Origin of the sequence: Microbacterium aquilitoris, assembly GCF_031932285.1 — a bacterium.
In the GTDB taxonomy this organism is placed as follows: domain Bacteria; phylum Actinomycetota; class Actinomycetes; order Actinomycetales; family Microbacteriaceae; genus Microbacterium; species Microbacterium aquilitoris.
On record NZ_JAUZVT010000002.1, the window covers coordinates 252,077 to 267,227 of the forward strand.

The window sequence follows — 15,151 nt, forward strand, 5'->3', positions numbered from 1 at the left end:
GGCCTCGCGCACAGACGTCAAGGGTATCCCAGGTTGTCCCCCCTCCGACCCGCGCCGACGGCTCGGACGCAGGGGTTCCGCGTCGCCTAGCGTGGGTGTATGCACTTCTCCGGCGAGCGGCCCGCAGGCGACCTGACCTACTCCGACGTGTTCCTCGTCCCCCGACGATCGGATGTCACGAGTCGACTCGACGTGGACCTCTCGCCGGGCGACGGCACGAGCGCCACGATCCCGATCGTCGCGTCGAACATGAACTCCGTCACCGGCCCGCGGCTGGCGGCGACGCTCGCCCGGCGAGGCGGTCTCGCCGTCCTGCCGCAGGACATGGCGTTGCAGGATGTGGACGCCGGCATCCGCTGGGTGAAGGAGCAGCCGGTGAGCTGGGACACGCCGCTCGTCCTGTCGCCCGACGCGCTCGTCTCGGACGCGGCTGCCCTTCTCCCGCCGTCCTCGGGGCACGGCGTCGTCGTGACGTCCGCCACGGGGCGGATCCACGTCGACGACATCCTCGGCATCGTTCCGGCCGAGCGGCTCGGCACGGCTCTGCCCGATGCGCGCCTCGGTGACCTGGTGCGCGGGCGCGCGGCATCCATCGACGCCGACGACGTCGACACCGCCCGGGCCGCCTTCGACCTGCTCATCGCGGCGGATGCCGACCTCGTCACCGTGCTGCAGCACGGCCATCTCGTGGGAACCCTGTCGCGGCGGACCGCCTTGCGCTCGTCGCTCTACCGTCCCGCCGTGGACGCCGACGGGCGCCTCATCGTGGCAGCCGCCGTCGGGATCAACGGCGACGTCGCGGCGAAGGCACGCGCGCTCGCCGCCGCCGGCGTCGACGCGCTCGTGGTCGACACCGCGCACGGGCACCAGGAGAGCATGATCCGTGCCCTCCGCGCGGTCGCTGCGGAGGACCTCGGCCTCCCGATCGTCGCGGGGAACGTCGTGACCGCCGAGGGCGTCCGCGACCTCGTCGAGGCCGGCGCCACCATTCTGAAGGTCGGGGTCGGTCCCGGCGCGATGTGCACCACCCGCATGATGACGGCCGTGGGGCGTCCGCAGTTCTCGGCGGTGCTCGAGACGGCCGAGGCCGCCGCCGCGGTCGGCGCGCACGTGTGGGCGGACGGCGGCGTCCGCTACCCCCGCGACGTCGCCCTCGCCCTGGCGGCGGGCGCGGCATCCGTCATGATCGGGTCGTGGTTCGCCGGCACGATCGAGGCGCCCGGTGACCTCCGGGTCGACGCCGAGGGTCGCGTGTTCAAGGAGTCGTGGGGCATGGCCTCGACGAAGGCCGTCCAGGGCCGGTTCGGCCGCCTCGACCCGTTCGAGCGCGCGCGCAAGGAACTGTTCGCCGAGGGCATCTCGTCGTCGCGGATCTACCTCGACCCGCTCCGCCCGAGCGTCGAGGACCTGCTCGACATGATCACCTCGGGGGTCCGGTCGTCCTTCACCTACGCGGGCGCGGCGACCGTGCCCGATTTCCACGAGCGGGCGACGGTCGGCTTCCAGTCGGCGGCCGGGTACGAAGAAGGCAAGGCTCTGCCGGTCAGCTGGTGAAAGAGCGCACGCGCGCGAGGCGCGCGGTGCCGTAGAATCGTCCCCACAATGGACGACCCTCCCAGTAGACCTTCGCCCCACCGACCCTGCTCCCCGATGATCGGGGGTGACGTGTGATGGACTACGTCATGTTGGGCGTGGGGCTGCTCCTGACCGTGGGAACCGGCCTGTTCGTGGCCAGTGAGTTCGCACTCGTCAACCTCGATCGCGCCGACCTCGAAGCGCGCCGCGCCGCCGGTGAGAGCCGACTCTCTCTCACGATCAACGCGCTCCGGATCACGTCGACGCACCTCTCGAGCGCGCAGCTCGGCATCACGCTGACCACGCTCCTCACCGGTTACACGATGGAACCGGCGCTGTCGAACCTGCTGGATCCGGTGTTCCGCGTCTGGGGTCTTCCCGAAGCGGCATCCCGCCCCATCTCGACCGTGATCGCCATGGCGACCGCCACGATCTTCTCGATGATCATCGGCGAGCTGGTCCCCAAGAACTTCGCGCTCGCGGTTCCCCGCCAGACGGCGAAGCTCGTCATGGGGTTCCAGACCGTCTTCACGACCGTCTTCAAGCCCGCGATCCAGCTGCTCAACGGCAGCGCGAACGCGGTGCTGCGGGCGATGGGCGTCGAGCCCAAGGAGGAGCTCTCCGGCGCGCGCACGGCAGAGGAGCTCTCGAGTCTCGTCCGGCGCTCGGCGAGTGCGGGCGTCCTCGAGAAGGACACCGCGTCGCTGCTCGATCGCACGCTGACCTTCTCGCGCCTGACGACGGCCGACGTCATGACCCCGCGGCCGAGCGTCCACGCCGTCGCCGCGGACGACAGCGTCGAAGAGGTCGTCCAGCTCGCCCGGCGCACCGGCCACAGCCGGTTCCCCGTCTACGGCGAGTCGATGGACGACATCACGGGCATCGTCCACCTGAAGCAGGCCGTCTCGGTGCCGCGCGAGCGACGCGCCGACGTGCCGGCCGCCGCGATCGCGGAGGAGCCGCTGCGCGTCCCCGAAGCGGTGCACCTCGACGGGCTGATGTCGGAGCTGCGCTCCCGCGGCTACCAGATGGCGATCGTCGTCGACGAGTACGGCGGCACCGCCGGCGTCGTCACCCTCGAGGACCTCGTCGAGGAGATCGTCGGGGAGGTGCTCGACGAGCACGACCGCAACCGTGCGGGCGTCGTCCGCGGCAAGGGGTCCATCATCTTCCCCGGTGACCTCCGGCCCGACGAGGTGCTCGACCGCACCGGCATCCGCGTCCCCGAGGGGGACGTCTACGACACGGTCGGCGGCTTCATCATGGCCACACTGGAACGCATCCCCGCCGTGGGCGACCAGATCACCCTCGACGACGGGACCATCACCGTGCAGCGGATGGACGGCCGCCGAGTCGACCGCGTGAAGTTCGTGCCCGCTCCCGTGCCGGTCGGCGCTGAGACGGAGAGGGGTGAGCGGCGATGAACGACTGGGCTGGAATCGCGTGGCTCGTCGTCCTCCTCGTGGCGAACGCCTTCTTCGTCGGCGCGGAGTTCGCCGTCATCTCGGCGCGACGATCGCAGATCGAGCCACTGGCCGAGAAGGGGTCGCGGTCGGCCAAGACCGCGCTCTGGGCGATGGAGCACGCCACGCTCATGCTGGCGACGTGTCAGCTCGGCATCACCATCTGCTCGCTGCTCATCCTGAACGTCTCGGAGCCGGCGATCCACCACCTGCTGGCGGTGCCGTTGGAAGCCATCGGCCTGCCGTACGCGGTCGTCGACGTCACGGGCTTCGTCATCGCGCTGCTGCTGGTGTCGTACCTGCATGTCGTGTTCGGCGAGATGGTCCCCAAGAACCTCGCGTTCTCGCTGCCGGATCGCGCCGTGCTCCTCCTCGCGCCCCCGCTCGTGTTCGTCTCGCGGGTCTTCCACCCGATCATCGTGGCGCTCAACTGGATCGCGAACCACATCGTGCGGCTGTTCCGCGTCGAGCCGAAGGACGAGGCCGCCTCGACCTTCACGCTCGACGAGGTCGCGACGATCGTCAACCAGTCCCGCATCGAGGGCGTGCTCGACGATGCGTCAGGCGCGGTTGCGATGGCGGTCGAGTTCACCGACAAGAAGGCGAAGGATGTCGCGGTTCCGCTCTCGGAGCTCGTCACCCTGCCCGAGAACACCACGCCCGACGAGATCGAGCGGGCCGTCGCCCGGCACGGGTTCTCGCGGTACGTGATCGTCGACGACGAGGGGATGCCGCTCGGTTACGTCCACCTGAAGGACGTGCTGCGCGCGGCCGAGGGGGACGACTCCGAGAACACCGTCGCGCAGCCGATCAAACCCAAGCGGATCCACCACATGATCCCGATCGGCGAGACCACCGACCTCGAGGACGCGCTCGCGCTCATGCGTCGCTCGAGTCGGCACCTCGCTCAGGTCCGCGACACGGCGGGGGAGACGACCGCGGTGCTGTTCCTCGAGGACATCATCGAGGAGCTCGTCGGCGAAGTGCACGACGCGACGCGCCGCCTCTGACCAGGCTCAGCGCCGGCGGGCGCGGAGGTACTGCGGCGGCCACAGCGTCGCAGCCTCCGCGTCGCCGAGGTCGTCCGCGGCCTGCAGGGCGAAGTTCGGGTTCCGCAGCCAGCCGCGGCCGATCATGACCGCATCGGCGAGGCCGTCCTGGAGGACGGCCTCGGCCTGCGGGCCATCGAGGATCTCGCCGACCGCCGTCACGAGGAGCCCGGTCCGTTCGCGGACGGTCGCCGCGAACGGGACCTGGTACCCCGGTCCCGTCGTGATCTTCTGGTGCGCGACCAGTCCGCCCGTCGAGATGTCGATGACGCTCGCGCCGCGCTCGCCGACCCAGCCGGCGACCGTCGCGGTCTCGTCGACGCCCCAGCCGCCGTCGGCCCAATCGGTCGCCGAGAAGCGCACCGCGAGGGTGCGGCGGGGCGCGGCATCCCGGACCGCGTCGACGACGCGGAGGAGGAGGCGGGCGCGGTTCTCCAGCGACCCGCCGTACTCGTCGGTGCGCTCGTTCGACAGCGGCGAGAGGAACTGGTGCAGCAGGTAGCCGTGCGCCGCGTGCACCTCGAGCAGGTCGAAACCGGCCTCGTCCGCGCGGCGGGCGGCGTCGCCGAACGCGACCACGAGGGCGTCGATGCCGCTCGCGTCGAGGGCGACCGGCTCGGCGTAGCCGTCGAACGCGACGGCGGAGGGGGCGACGGTCGTCCAGCCGCCGTCGGCGGGGGCGACGCTGCCGCGAGCGTCGTCGAACGGACGGTGCGTCGAGGCCTTCCGCCCCGCGTGCGCGAGCTGCACGCCCGCGAGGGCACCGCGGGAGTGGATCGCCGCGACGATGGGGGCCCAGGCATCTCGCTGCGCGTCGTTCCACAGCCCGGTGTCGGACGGGGTGATCCGTCCCTCGGGCACGACGGCCGTCGCCTCGGCGATGACCACCCCGGCACCGCCATTCGCGAACTGCGCGAGGTGCACGTGGTGCCAGTCGTTCGGCACACCGTCGACGGCGGAGTACTGGCACATGGGCGAGACCCAGAGGCGGTTGCGGGCGGTCGTACCGGACAGCTCGAGCGGGCGGAAGAGGAGGGTCATGAGCGGACTCCGTCGCATAGGGTGGGCGCCATGACGGCGCAGGGGTGGAACGGTGCGGACACGGCAGCGGTCCTCACCGAGCCAACGGCCGACGACGACAAGTATTCCCGCGGTGTGGTCGGGATGCGGACCGGATCTGCCGCGTTCCCGGGAGCTGCGGTGCTCGGCGTCGAGGCCGCCTGGCGCACCGGCGTCGGCATGGTGCGCTACCTCGGACCCGAGCGAGCAGCCGATCACGTCCTCGGCCGTCGGCCCGAGACCGTGACGGCGGACGGCCGCGTGCAGGCGTGGGTCATCGGGTCCGGGACGGATGCCGCCCACCGCTCCGCGCGCGAACGTGCGGCGCTCCGGGGCATCCTCTCCGGCGAGGCACCGGTCGTCGTGGATGCGGGAGCCCTGGACCTGGCCGCCGGAGCATCGGCGCCCCTCGTGGCGACGCCGCACGGACGCGAGCACGCCCGGCTGCGGCAGATGCTGGGACTCGACCCGGAGATCGACGACCCTGCGGAGACGTCGGCCGCGCTCGGCGGTGTCGTCGTCCGGAAGGGGGCGACCACCGTCGTCGCCGCACCCGGAATCGAGCCGATCGAGATCACCGCGCCGACCTCGTGGCTGGCGACCGCCGGGACGGGCGACGTCCTCGCGGGGACCGTCGGCGCCGTGGTCGCGGGTGTCATCGGGCACGGGACGTCGCCGGCCGACCTCGGCGCACTGCAGCGGGCCGCGGCATCCGCCGTCTGGTTGCACGGGCACGCGGCCGCGCTCGCCGTCGCAGCGAACGGCGGCGGACCGATCGTCGCGCTCGACGTCGCCGAGCACCTGCCGCACGCCGTCGCGGCGGCTCTCGCGGGGTGACGCCGGCGCGTCGCCCTAGGCTGGAGGGCGTGACGAACCGCGTGCTGCTCTGGGCCGCGTTCGCCCTCGTCCACCTCTTCGTCGGCGCTCTCGGCTTCCTGCTGCCGAACGAGCCCATGGGCGATGTCTACCGGGTCTACGAACCCTGGTCGCGCGCCGTCTTCTCGGGCGGCGGGATCGTCGGCGTCACGCAGGACTGGGTCTATCCGCACCTCGCGCTCCTGCCGATGCTCCTCGCACACCTGCCCGGAGCGCTCGTCGGGAGCTACACCGTCGGGTGGGCGATCCTCGTGACAGCCGTCGACGGGGTCGCCTTCGCCGTGCTGATCGGCGCCGGTCGCTCGCGCGGTCGTCTCACGGCCGCGGTCTTCTGGCTCGCCGCGATCGTCGCCCTCGGGCCCGTCGGGATGTACCGGATCGACGGCGTGTCGGTTCCGCTCGCGATCCTCGGATGCCTGTGGCTGCTGCGCCGGCCGGGTATCGCCGGAGCGCTGCTCGCCGCAGCGACCTGGATCAAGATCTGGCCGGCGGCACTCATCGGGGCGGCCGTCGTCGCCGTGCGTCGACGGAGCGTCATCATCGGGGCCGGCGCCCTCGTCAGTGCGCTCATCCTGGGGATCGTCGTCGCCGCGGGCGGTGCCGACCACGCGCTCGGCTTCGTCAGCGGGCAGACCGGGCGAGGGCTCCAGGTCGAGGCGCCGGTGAGCGCCGTGTACCTGTGGGGCGCGCTGCTCGGAGCCGACGGGTGGACGGTCGACTACGACCAGGGGATCCTCACCTTCCAGGTCACCGGGCCGCTGCTGAGCGTCGTGTCGGCGCTCATGACCCCGGCTCTCGTGCTGGCCGCCGCCGCGGTCGTCGCCATCGGCGTCGTCAAGATCCGGAGGAAGGTGCCGTTCGTGCGGCTCTTCCCCGCCCTGGGGCTCGCGCTCACGACCGTCCTCATCGTCGTCAACAAGGTCGGCTCGCCGCAGTTCCAGACGTGGCTGTTCGCGATCGTCGTCTTCGGGCTCGTGGTGGACCGTCGCCGGTGGATGGCACCCGGCATCCTCGTCCTCGTGTCCGCCGCGCTGACGCAGCTCGTCTATCCCGTGCTCTACAACGGCATCGTCTCGCCCGAGATCGTCGCCGTGAGTGTGCTGACCCTCCGGAACCTCGCACTGGCCGTGCTGATGGTGTGGATGGTCGTGCGCCTGTGCCGTCTCCCCGCCCGCTCCATCCCCTGATCCGGAGGTCCCCATGATCGTCGCCTTCTCCGTCGCCCCGTCCGGGAACGGCAACCCGGACGGTTCCGTCCACGACGCGGTCGCGGCCGCCGTCGCCGTCGTCCGCGCCTCGGGCCTGCCGCACCGGACCACGAGCATGTTCACCGAGATCGAAGGGGAGTGGGACGAGGTGATGGCCGTCGTCAAGGGCGCCGTCGACGCCGTGCAGCCGTTCGGCTCCCGCGTCTCGCTCGTCCTGAAAGCCGACATCCGCCCCGGCTACACGGGGGAGATCAACGGCAAGATCGAGCGTCTCGAGTCCGCGCTCGAATCGATTCGTCCCCAGGAGGGGAGCGGGACTACGATCCCGGAGTGACGTCCGCTCCCACCCGCCCCCGCCGCGCGCTGCTGGCGCTCGCCATCGGCAGCTTCGCCATCGGGATGACGGAGTTCGTCGTCATGGGGCTCCTCCCCGAGATCGCACGCGAACTGCTGCCCACGGCGTGGGCCGCATCGCAGGAGGATGCCATCGCCCAGGCGGGCTGGCTCATCACGCTCTACGCGCTCGGCGTCGTGATCGGAGCCCCGACGATCGCGGCATCCGTCGCGAAATACCCGCGACACCGGGTCATGATCCTCCTCGCCGGTGCGCTGACGCTCTGCAACGCGCTGACGCTGATCCTGCCGACGTTCGAGCTGGTCGCGGCATCCCGTCTGCTGGCCGGTCTTCCGCACGGCGCCTACTTCGGGATCGGCGCCCTCGTCGCCGCCGACGTCATGGGGCCGGGCAACCGTGCCAAGGGCATCGCCTTCGTCCTCACGGGACTGACGGTCGCCAACGTCGTCGGTGTACCGCTCGGCACGTTCCTCGGCCAGAACCTCGGCTGGCGCTGGGCGTTCGTCATGGTCGTCGTCATCTTCGCCGCAGCGACGGTCGCGATCGCCCTGACCGTGCCGCACCGAGCCGGTGAGCCGTCGCGGACGCTGCGCGCGGAGCTCAAGGTGTTCCGCATCCCGCAGGTCTGGTTCGCGCTCGGGATCGGCGCGATCGGTTTCGGCGGCTTCTTCGCCGTCTACACATACGTCTCGCCGCTCGTGACCGAGGCGGCAGGGGCGCCCGCCTGGCTCGTTCCGATCGTGCTCGTCGTGCTGGGACTCGGGATGACCGCCGGGAACCTCGTCGGTGGTCATCTCGCCGACGTCAACCTCGTCCGATCGATGCTCGGCCTCCTCGGCCTCCTCGTGGTCACGCAGCTCCTGCTGGCACTGACGTCGGGCTGGATCGTGACCGTGATCGTCTTCGTCTTCGCGGTGGCGTTCGCCTCGTCGGCCGTGAGTCCCACGGTGCAGACACGGCTCATGGACGTCGCCGGCGACAACCAGTCGATCGCCGCCGCCCTCAACCACTCGGCGTTCAACACGGGCAACGCCGTCGGCGCCGCCCTCGGCGGTGCGGTCATCGCCGCAGGGCTCGGCTACACCGCCCCCGTCTGGGTCGGCCTGCTGCTCGCCCTGGGCGGACTCGTGATCGGGATCGTCAGTGTCACGGTCGAGCGCCGCACCGCGGCGCGAACGCCGGCCGTTCGCTGACACGCTCCGGGGGAGGGCGCAACCCCGTCCGTCGCGCGCACCTCGAGTCGATAGCGTCGAGGCATGTCCCGCAACTCGCGTGTGTTCGCCTGCACCCCTGACGACGTCTTCGCCGTCCTCGCCGACGGGTGGCTCTTCCCCTCGTGGGTCGTCGGCGCGTCGCGGATGCGCGAGGTCGCCGAGACCTGGCCTCGGGTGGGTTCGCACCTGCACCACTCGTTCGGTGTGTGGCCGGTCCTCATCGACGACGAGACCGAGGTGCTGGCCTACGACCCGCCGCGTCACATCCTCCTCCGTGCGAAGGGGTGGCCGATGGGCGAGGCGCAGGTCGACATCCAGGTGAGGCCGCACCCGGACGGTGCTGTCGTGCGAATCCAGGAGGAGGCCGTCGCCGGACCCGGAAGCCTCATCCCGACGGCGCTCCTCGACCTCGGCCTGCAGCTGCGGAACGAGGAGACCCTGCACCGCCTCGCCTACCTCGCCGAGGGGCGTGCCGCGCGACCGACCGATGAGACCACCGCCGAGGACGAGGGCGTCGGCGAGTGAGCGACCTCGACGCGATCATCGTCGGGGCGGGCCCGAATGGGCTCGCCGCCGCGGTCACGCTGGCCCGTGCCGGCCTCGCCGTGCGTGTGTACGAGAAGGGCGGCACCATCGGCGGCGGCGCGCGGACGATGGAGATGACGCTCCCCGGGTACCGGCACGACGTCTGCTCGGCGGTGCACCCGCTCGCGTTCGAGAGTCGGTTCTTCCGCGAGTTCGGGCTGCGGCAGCGGGTGGACTTCGCCGTCCCGGATGCCTCGTTCGCGCAGCCGCTCGACGGCGGACGCGCGGCGATCGCCTACCGCGACCTCGACCGCACAGCCGCCACGCTGGGCCGCGACGGCGACGCGTACGCCCGCCTGATGCGTCCGCTCGTGGACCATGCGTCCGGTGTCGCGGACTTCACGGGGCACGCGCTCATCCGCGTGCCCGCCGACCCCGTCGCGGCCGTGTGGTTCGGCCTGCGGACCCTGGAACAGGGGAGCGGAGCATGGAACGCCCGGTTCCGGGAGGATGCCGCACCCGCCCTGCTCACGGGCGTAGCCGCGCACACGATCCTCTCCCTGCCGAGTCTCGCCGCCGCCGGGGCGGGTCTCGCGCTCTCGACCTACGGTCACGCGCGCGGCTGGCCGATCCCGATCGGCGGCAGCCAGAGCATCGTCGACGCGATGGCGGACGACGTGCGCGCGCACGGCGGCGAGATCGTGACCGACCACGAGGTCGGGTCGCTGCGGGAGCTCCCCGCCGCCCGGGCGGTGCTCCTCGACGTCGTCCCGCGTGACTTCCTGCGGATCGCGGGCGACGACGTGCCCAGCGGGTACCGGGGCGCTCTCAAGCGGTTCCGCTACGGCGGGGCGGTCGCGAAGGTCGACTTCGCCCTGTCGGGACCGGTCCCGTGGGCGAACGAGGAGGTCCGCTCGGCGGGCACCGTGCACGTCGGCGGCACGCGCGCCGAGATGGCGGCATCCGAGAACCTCATCTCGCGCGGCGGACTGCCGGACGCGCCCTACGTCCTGGTGGCGCAGCCGTCGGAGTTCGACCCGTCTCGTGCGCCGGCGGGCGGTCACGTGCTCTGGACGTACACGCACGTGCCGTCCGGCAGCACCGCCGACCGTGCCGAGGTCGTCATCCGGCAGATCGAGCGGTTCGCCCCGGGCTTCCGCGACCTGATCGTCGGGGTGAACTCCCGGAACGCCGTCGAGGTCGAGGCCGAGAATCCGAACTACCCCGGCGGCGACATCGCGGCGGGAGCGCCCGCGCTGTGGCAGCTGCTGAAGCGGCCGGTCGTGTCGCCGGATCCATGGCGCACCCCTCTCGACGGGGTCTACCTGTGCTCGGCGTCGACGAGTCCCGGTCCCGGCGTGCACGGCCTCGCCGGCTGGCACGCGGCGCGGTCGGCGCTCCGCCACACGTTCGGCACGCGGATCTCGCCCGACCTGTCGCCGAGGTAGCGGGCGTCAGCTCTCGAGCAGGCGTCGCAGGTGGCGTCCGACGGGTTCGGTCTCGATGAGGAACCCGTCGTGACCGAAATCGCTCGCGAGGACGACCGTGTCGTCGTCGATGGTGGTCCGGATGCCGCGGCTGATCCGGTGCTGCCCTTCGACCGGGAACAGCCGGTCGCTGTCGACCCCGAGGACGAGGGTGCGCGCCGTCACGCGGGCGAGGGCGTCCTCGACGCCACCGCGGTCACGGCCGACGTCGTGCGAGTTCATCGCCTCGACGAGGGTGAGGTAGGAGTTGGCGTCGAACCGCCGCGTGAAGCGGTTGCCGTGGAAGTCGAGGTAGCTCTCGACGGCGTACCGTCCACCCTCGCCGAAGGGGCTCTTGTCGGACTGCCATGACCGCTGGAACCGCTGGTTGAGTTCGGTGGGCGTGCGGTAGTTCAACAGCGCCATGCGCCGCGCGAGCGACAGGCCACGGTGGGGTCCGTCGCCGTCGGGGGCGTCGTAGTAGGAGCCGCCGGCGAAGCGCGGGTCCATCTGGATCGCCGCGAGCTGCACGGAGTTCAGCGCGACCTGATCAGCGGTCGTCGTCGGCGGCGAGCACAGCACGCCCAGGCGCTCGACCCGTTGCGGGTGCGTCACTGCCCACTCAAGAGCGTGCATGCCGCCCATCGAGCCTCCGATCACTCCGGCCCAGACGTCGATGCCGAGAGCGTCCGCGAGCATGACCTGCGCGGCGACCTGGTCGCGGATCGTGAGGAACGGGAACCGGGACGCCCACTCGTAGCCGTCCGGGGCGATGCTCGCGGGGCCGGTCGAGCCCTGGCATCCGCCCAGCATGTTCGGGGCGACGACGAACCAGCGGTCGGTGTCGATCGGGGCGCCGGGGCCCACGATGTCGCCCCACCAGCCGTCCGTCGCGTGACCGGGGACGGCGTCGCCGCGGACATGGCTGTCGCCGGTCAGGGCGTGCAGGATCAGCACCGCGTTGTCACGGGCGGGCGAGAGCTCGCCCCACGTCTCGTAGGCGAGGCGGATGCCGGGCAGGCTCGGTCCGCTCTCGGTGGCGAACGCGCCGAACTGCGCGAACCTCCGCTCGCCCACCGGGTCGCCGTCGCGCCAAGCGCCGGTCGCCGGCGGGCGTCCGAGCAGCAGCCGGGCGTCGGCCTCGGTCACCGGAGCCGAGGGCACCGTGTCCTCCGAGGTCTGCCAGTCCATACCTCTATTGTCCCGGGCGAGGGTGAGGGCCAGCGCAGTGTTACGGGAGTGTGTGGCCCCGGGCGTGGGACGCGGTGCGTGCGCGCTCGGCACCGTCGAAAGTTTCCACCGAAAGGTGGGCGCGGGGTCTTTCGAACCCTCGCTAGCGTCGGGGGAATCGCCATTCGGCGACCGGATCGCTCCCCGCGAAAGAGACCTCGATGACACGTTCCTGGCGCAACGCCGCTTCCTTCACGCTGGTCACAGCGCTCCTTGCGTCGAGTGTCGTGGCAGCGCCCAATATCGCTTCGGCGGACGACGACGTCGACTTGGCTTCGCTGGCCGTCGCTGCAGAATCGCTGGCGAACCTGGATGACTCGCTGCTGCTCGAAGCAGCCGAGGGATCCGGTCCGGGGGAGGTGCAGACCAGCCACGGCGACGTCGGTGTTCCGTCGAGGTTGGTCGATGGGGTGTCGATACATCATCCCGGGCGGTCGCCGCTGACGATCGATTTTCCCGAGGCGCATGCGGCGGGCGAGGCCGTCCTCCTCCCGGAAGGTGCCGTGACCTACCCGGGGGAGTCCGTGACCAATACCGTGATCGTCGGCGATGCGGGTGTGCAGATGCTGACGACGATCGCCTCCGCCGACGCACCGGAGTATCTCGAATACAGGGTCGCTCTCGGGGCCGGCGAGACGATGCGATCGACTGAGGACGGCGCGGTCGTCGTCGCCGCTGACGGTACCGTCGTCGCCGTGGTCGCGAGAGCGTGGGCACTCGACGCCGAGGGCGACACCGTGGCGACGCACTACGAGGTGGACGGTTCGACTCTCATCCAGTTCGTCGATCACCGTGCGGCGGGGGTCGCCTACCCCGTGGTGGCGGATCCGATCTGGATCGCTCCCTGGGTGTTCAAGTGCCTCCTCGGACTCGGCCTCAAGGGGCCGCAGATCACTCAGGCCTTCGCGACCGGTACGATCTGGGGCGGCCTCGGCGCCGCCGCGCTCGCTTGCGCCCTGGGGAAGTGATCACCGTGCGACATGAGGAACTGTCTCGTCGGATCGCGGAGGTGGATGCGCAGATAGCGGCCCACCCGCTGTCGAGCGAACCCGTCACGCAGGCCCACGCTGTCATCGAGGCGCATGGGAGCACGGACGACTCCGACGCGATCTCGCGCGAACTGGCTTCTCGAGGGCTCCCGAGTCTCGTCGAGCTCGGCCGCATCCAGGCCCGCAGCTCGTTCAGCTGGTGGCGGCTCCACCGCAAGCGGCGGGCGCTCCTTCGTCGCGCGGACCGCTAGGCGACGCGCGCGCGGCGTACCGAAGAGACGATCGAGGCCAGCACGACGTCCGGCTGACGCAGCAACGAGCGGGACGCGGCATCCTCGACCAGACGCTCCATGAGTAGCTGGGTCCGCGAGACGATGGGGTGCCAGTAGCCGCCGGGATGGTGTCGGTCCAGCTCCAGGCGCACGGACTCGTCTCTTGTCGTGAGCACCGCCGTGCCGGGTTTCAGGTCGAGCTCCGGATCGGTCTGCGTGATCATGACCAGGAGCGAACTCCACGCGCCCGCGAACGCTCCGGGGAAGGGGAAGCGGGTGGTCTGCAGGTCCAGGGTGGCGCCGCGGAGCTCGGCCCAGCCGATGTCCCGCGTCACGGTGACGCCGTCTCGGTGGCTGACGGTGTGTGCGCCGAGCACCAGGTGACGCCGACCGGGGTCGCCGATCGCGAGCCCGTCGGGCACAGCGTGAAGAGGTCCGTAGCGTTTCATGGTCGTGTCTCGAGCGTATCGGCCCGGACGCACGACACCCCGCCGGGCCGGGGCCGGGCGGGGTGTCGGTCTCCTGAGGAGGGGAGGTCAGGCGCGGGCGGCCTCGGAGTGACGGCGCGCGACGGCGAGGGCCTGCTCGAGGTCGGCCTTCAGGTCCTCGATGTTCTCGAGGCCCACCGACAGCCGGACGAGGCCCGGGGTGACACCCGAGGTGAGCTGCTGCTCCGGGGTCAGCTGCGAGTGGGTGGTGGATGCCGGGTGGATCACGAGGGAGCGCACGTCGCCGATGTTCGCCAGGTGGCTGAACAGGGTCAGGGCGTTGACGAACTCGCGGCCGGCGGAGACGCCGCCCTTCAGCTCGAACGACAGGACCGCGCCCACGCCCTTCGGGGCGTACCGGTTCGCCGCGGCGTACCAGGGGGAGGTGGGCAGGCCCGAGTAGTTCACCGAGGCGACGTCGGAGTGGTTCTCGAGCCACTCGGCGATCTCCTGCGCGTTCTGCACGTGGCGCTCGATGCGCAGCGACAGGGTCTCGACGCCCTGGATGAGGTTCCACGCACTCTGCGGCGAGATGGCGGAGCCGAGGTCGCGCAGCAGCTGGACACGCGCCTTGATGATGTAGGCGAGGCCGTCACCGACGGCATCCGTGTACACCGCCCCGTGGTACGACTCGTCCGGCGTCGTCAGGCCGGGGAAGCGGTCCGAGTGCTGGGACCAGGGGAACGAGCCGCCGTCGATGATCACGCCGCCGATCGTCGTGCCGTGGCCGCCGAGGAACTTCGTGACCGAGTGCACGACGATGTCGGCGCCGTGCTCGAAGGGGCGGATGAGGTACGGCGTCGCGATCGTGTTGTCGACGATGAGCGGCACACCGGCGGCGTGGGCGACGTCGGCGACGGTGCGGATGTCGAGCACGTTGATCTGCGGGTTGCCGATCGTCTCGGCGAAGAACAGCTTCGTGTTCGGGCGGACGGCGCGGCGCCACTCCTCGGCGTCGTCCTGGTTCTCGACGAACGTCGTCTCGATGCCGAGCTTGGCGAGCGTGTACTTGAAGAGGTTGTACGTGCCGCCGTAGATCGAGCTCGACGAGACGATGTGGTCGCCGGCCTGCGCGATGTTGAGGACCGCGAAGGTCGAGGCGGCCTGGCCGCTCGCGAGGACGAGGGCGCCGGTGCCGCCCTCGAGGCCCGCGAGGCGCTGCTCGAGGACGTCCTGCGTCGGGTTCTGGATGCGCGTGTAGATGTTGCCGAACTCGGCCAGGGCGAACAGGTTCGCGGCGTGGTCGGCGTTGTCGAAGACGTACGACGTCGTCTGGTAGATCGGCGTGGCGCGGGCCTTGGTCACCGGGTCCGGAGCGGCGCCGGTGTGGATCTGCTTGGTCTCGAAGCGCCAGTTCTCGGGTGCGGACATGACATGGCTCC

15 protein-coding genes are annotated in these 15,151 nt (G+C 71.2%); 11 read left to right on the plus strand and 4 right to left on the minus strand.

All coding sequences use genetic code 11. The features are described 5' to 3' along the window. Nucleotides 1-99 precede the first annotated feature (99 nt). The 3 genes from guaB1 to Q9S78_RS07955 all read left to right on the plus strand — a co-directional run bounded on the left by guaB1 (nt 100) and on the right by Q9S78_RS07955 (nt 4,048). Complete coding sequence (gene guaB1, locus Q9S78_RS07945; protein ID WP_020096776.1) at nt 100-1,554, plus strand: GMP reductase; 1,455 nt, start codon at nt 100-102, stop codon at nt 1,552-1,554. 116 nt (nt 1,555-1,670) lie between these two features. Next, entirely contained in the window at nt 1,671-2,999 is a 1,329-nt protein-coding gene (locus Q9S78_RS07950; protein WP_018188694.1) for a hemolysin family protein, read from the plus strand. Next, nucleotides 2,996-4,048, plus strand: coding sequence for a hemolysin family protein (locus Q9S78_RS07955; protein ID WP_020096778.1), 1,053 nt, complete (start codon nt 2,996-2,998; stop codon nt 4,046-4,048). The genes Q9S78_RS07950 and Q9S78_RS07955 overlap by 4 nt, the downstream gene beginning before the upstream one ends. A 6-nt stretch (nt 4,049-4,054) precedes the next feature. Here Q9S78_RS07955 and Q9S78_RS07960 read toward each other — a convergent pair whose 3' ends face one another. Further along, nucleotides 4,055-5,128, minus strand: coding sequence for an NADH:flavin oxidoreductase/NADH oxidase (locus Q9S78_RS07960; RefSeq protein ID WP_020096779.1), 1,074 nt, complete (start codon nt 5,126-5,128; stop codon nt 4,055-4,057). A 21-nt stretch (nt 5,129-5,149) separates the two neighbouring features. Between Q9S78_RS07960 and Q9S78_RS07965 the strand changes: the two genes are divergently transcribed. From Q9S78_RS07965 to Q9S78_RS07990, 6 genes are all read left to right on the plus strand, one after another. After that, nucleotides 5,150-5,983, plus strand: coding sequence for an ADP-dependent NAD(P)H-hydrate dehydratase (locus Q9S78_RS07965; RefSeq protein WP_311869945.1), 834 nt, complete (start codon nt 5,150-5,152; stop codon nt 5,981-5,983). A gap of 29 nt (nt 5,984-6,012) precedes the next feature. Further along, nucleotides 6,013-7,209, plus strand: coding sequence for a glycosyltransferase 87 family protein (locus Q9S78_RS07970; protein ID WP_311869946.1), 1,197 nt, complete (start codon nt 6,013-6,015; stop codon nt 7,207-7,209). Between the two features lie 13 nt (nt 7,210-7,222). Next, complete coding sequence (locus Q9S78_RS07975; RefSeq protein ID WP_311869947.1) at nt 7,223-7,564, plus strand: thiamine-binding protein; 342 nt, start codon at nt 7,223-7,225, stop codon at nt 7,562-7,564. Next, nucleotides 7,561-8,778 (plus strand): MFS transporter, encoded by a 1,218-nt coding sequence (locus Q9S78_RS07980; RefSeq protein ID WP_311869948.1) that lies wholly within the window; start codon nt 7,561-7,563, stop codon nt 8,776-8,778. The genes Q9S78_RS07975 and Q9S78_RS07980 overlap by 4 nt, the downstream gene beginning before the upstream one ends. 63 nt (nt 8,779-8,841) lie before the next feature. Next, nucleotides 8,842-9,324 (plus strand): SRPBCC family protein, encoded by a 483-nt coding sequence (locus tag Q9S78_RS07985; protein ID WP_311869949.1) that lies wholly within the window; start codon nt 8,842-8,844, stop codon nt 9,322-9,324. Further along, entirely contained in the window at nt 9,321-10,772 is a 1,452-nt protein-coding gene (locus Q9S78_RS07990; protein ID WP_311869950.1) for a phytoene desaturase family protein, read from the plus strand. The genes Q9S78_RS07985 and Q9S78_RS07990 overlap by 4 nt, the downstream gene beginning before the upstream one ends. 6 nt (nt 10,773-10,778) lie before the next feature. Here Q9S78_RS07990 and metX read toward each other — a convergent pair whose 3' ends face one another. Continuing rightward, nucleotides 10,779-11,981: a homoserine O-acetyltransferase MetX gene (gene metX / locus Q9S78_RS07995; protein WP_311869951.1), complete on the minus strand. Its 1,203-nt coding sequence runs from the start codon at nt 11,979-11,981 to the stop codon at nt 10,779-10,781. Between the two features lie 200 nt (nt 11,982-12,181). Here metX and Q9S78_RS08000 point away from each other — a divergent pair, with 200 nt between their 5' ends. After that, the gene (locus tag Q9S78_RS08000; protein WP_311869952.1) at nt 12,182-12,988 is read left to right on the plus strand and encodes a hypothetical protein; all 807 of its coding nucleotides are present in this window, start codon (nt 12,182-12,184) and stop codon (nt 12,986-12,988) included. Between the two features lie 41 nt (nt 12,989-13,029). Further along, nucleotides 13,030-13,260, plus strand: coding sequence for a hypothetical protein (locus Q9S78_RS08005; protein ID WP_018188683.1), 231 nt, complete (start codon nt 13,030-13,032; stop codon nt 13,258-13,260). Here the strand turns inward: Q9S78_RS08005 and Q9S78_RS08010 are convergent. Together Q9S78_RS08010 and Q9S78_RS08015 are read right to left on the minus strand one after the other, a co-directional pair. Beyond that, complete coding sequence (locus Q9S78_RS08010) at nt 13,257-13,730, minus strand: hypothetical protein (RefSeq protein ID WP_311869953.1); 474 nt, start codon at nt 13,728-13,730, stop codon at nt 13,257-13,259. The genes Q9S78_RS08005 and Q9S78_RS08010 overlap by 4 nt on opposite strands. Nucleotides 13,731-13,817: 87 nt before the next feature. After that, on the minus strand, nt 13,818-15,140 hold the full coding sequence (locus Q9S78_RS08015; RefSeq protein ID WP_116228641.1) for a bifunctional o-acetylhomoserine/o-acetylserine sulfhydrylase: 1,323 nt from the start codon (nt 15,138-15,140) through the stop codon (nt 13,818-13,820). Nucleotides 15,141-15,151: the final 11 nt, after the last annotated feature.

Coding starts and splice junctions, on each gene's coding strand:
- guaB1 (WP_020096776.1), top strand. CDS start 100: ATGCACTTCTCCGGCGAGCGGCCCGCAGGCGACCTGACCTACTCCGAC.
- Q9S78_RS07950 (WP_018188694.1), top strand. CDS start 1,671: ATGGACTACGTCATGTTGGGCGTGGGGCTGCTCCTGACCGTGGGAACC.
- Q9S78_RS07955 (WP_020096778.1), top strand. CDS start 2,996: ATGAACGACTGGGCTGGAATCGCGTGGCTCGTCGTCCTCCTCGTGGCG.
- Q9S78_RS07960 (WP_020096779.1), bottom strand. CDS start 5,128: ATGACCCTCCTCTTCCGCCCGCTCGAGCTGTCCGGTACGACCGCCCGC.
- Q9S78_RS07975 (WP_311869947.1), top strand. CDS start 7,223: ATGATCGTCGCCTTCTCCGTCGCCCCGTCCGGGAACGGCAACCCGGAC.
- Q9S78_RS07985 (WP_311869949.1), top strand. CDS start 8,842: ATGTCCCGCAACTCGCGTGTGTTCGCCTGCACCCCTGACGACGTCTTC.
- metX (WP_311869951.1), bottom strand. CDS start 11,981: ATGGACTGGCAGACCTCGGAGGACACGGTGCCCTCGGCTCCGGTGACC.
- Q9S78_RS08000 (WP_311869952.1), top strand. CDS start 12,182: ATGACACGTTCCTGGCGCAACGCCGCTTCCTTCACGCTGGTCACAGCG.
- Q9S78_RS08010 (WP_311869953.1), bottom strand. CDS start 13,730: ATGAAACGCTACGGACCTCTTCACGCTGTGCCCGACGGGCTCGCGATC.
- Q9S78_RS08015 (WP_116228641.1), bottom strand. CDS start 15,140: ATGTCCGCACCCGAGAACTGGCGCTTCGAGACCAAGCAGATCCACACC.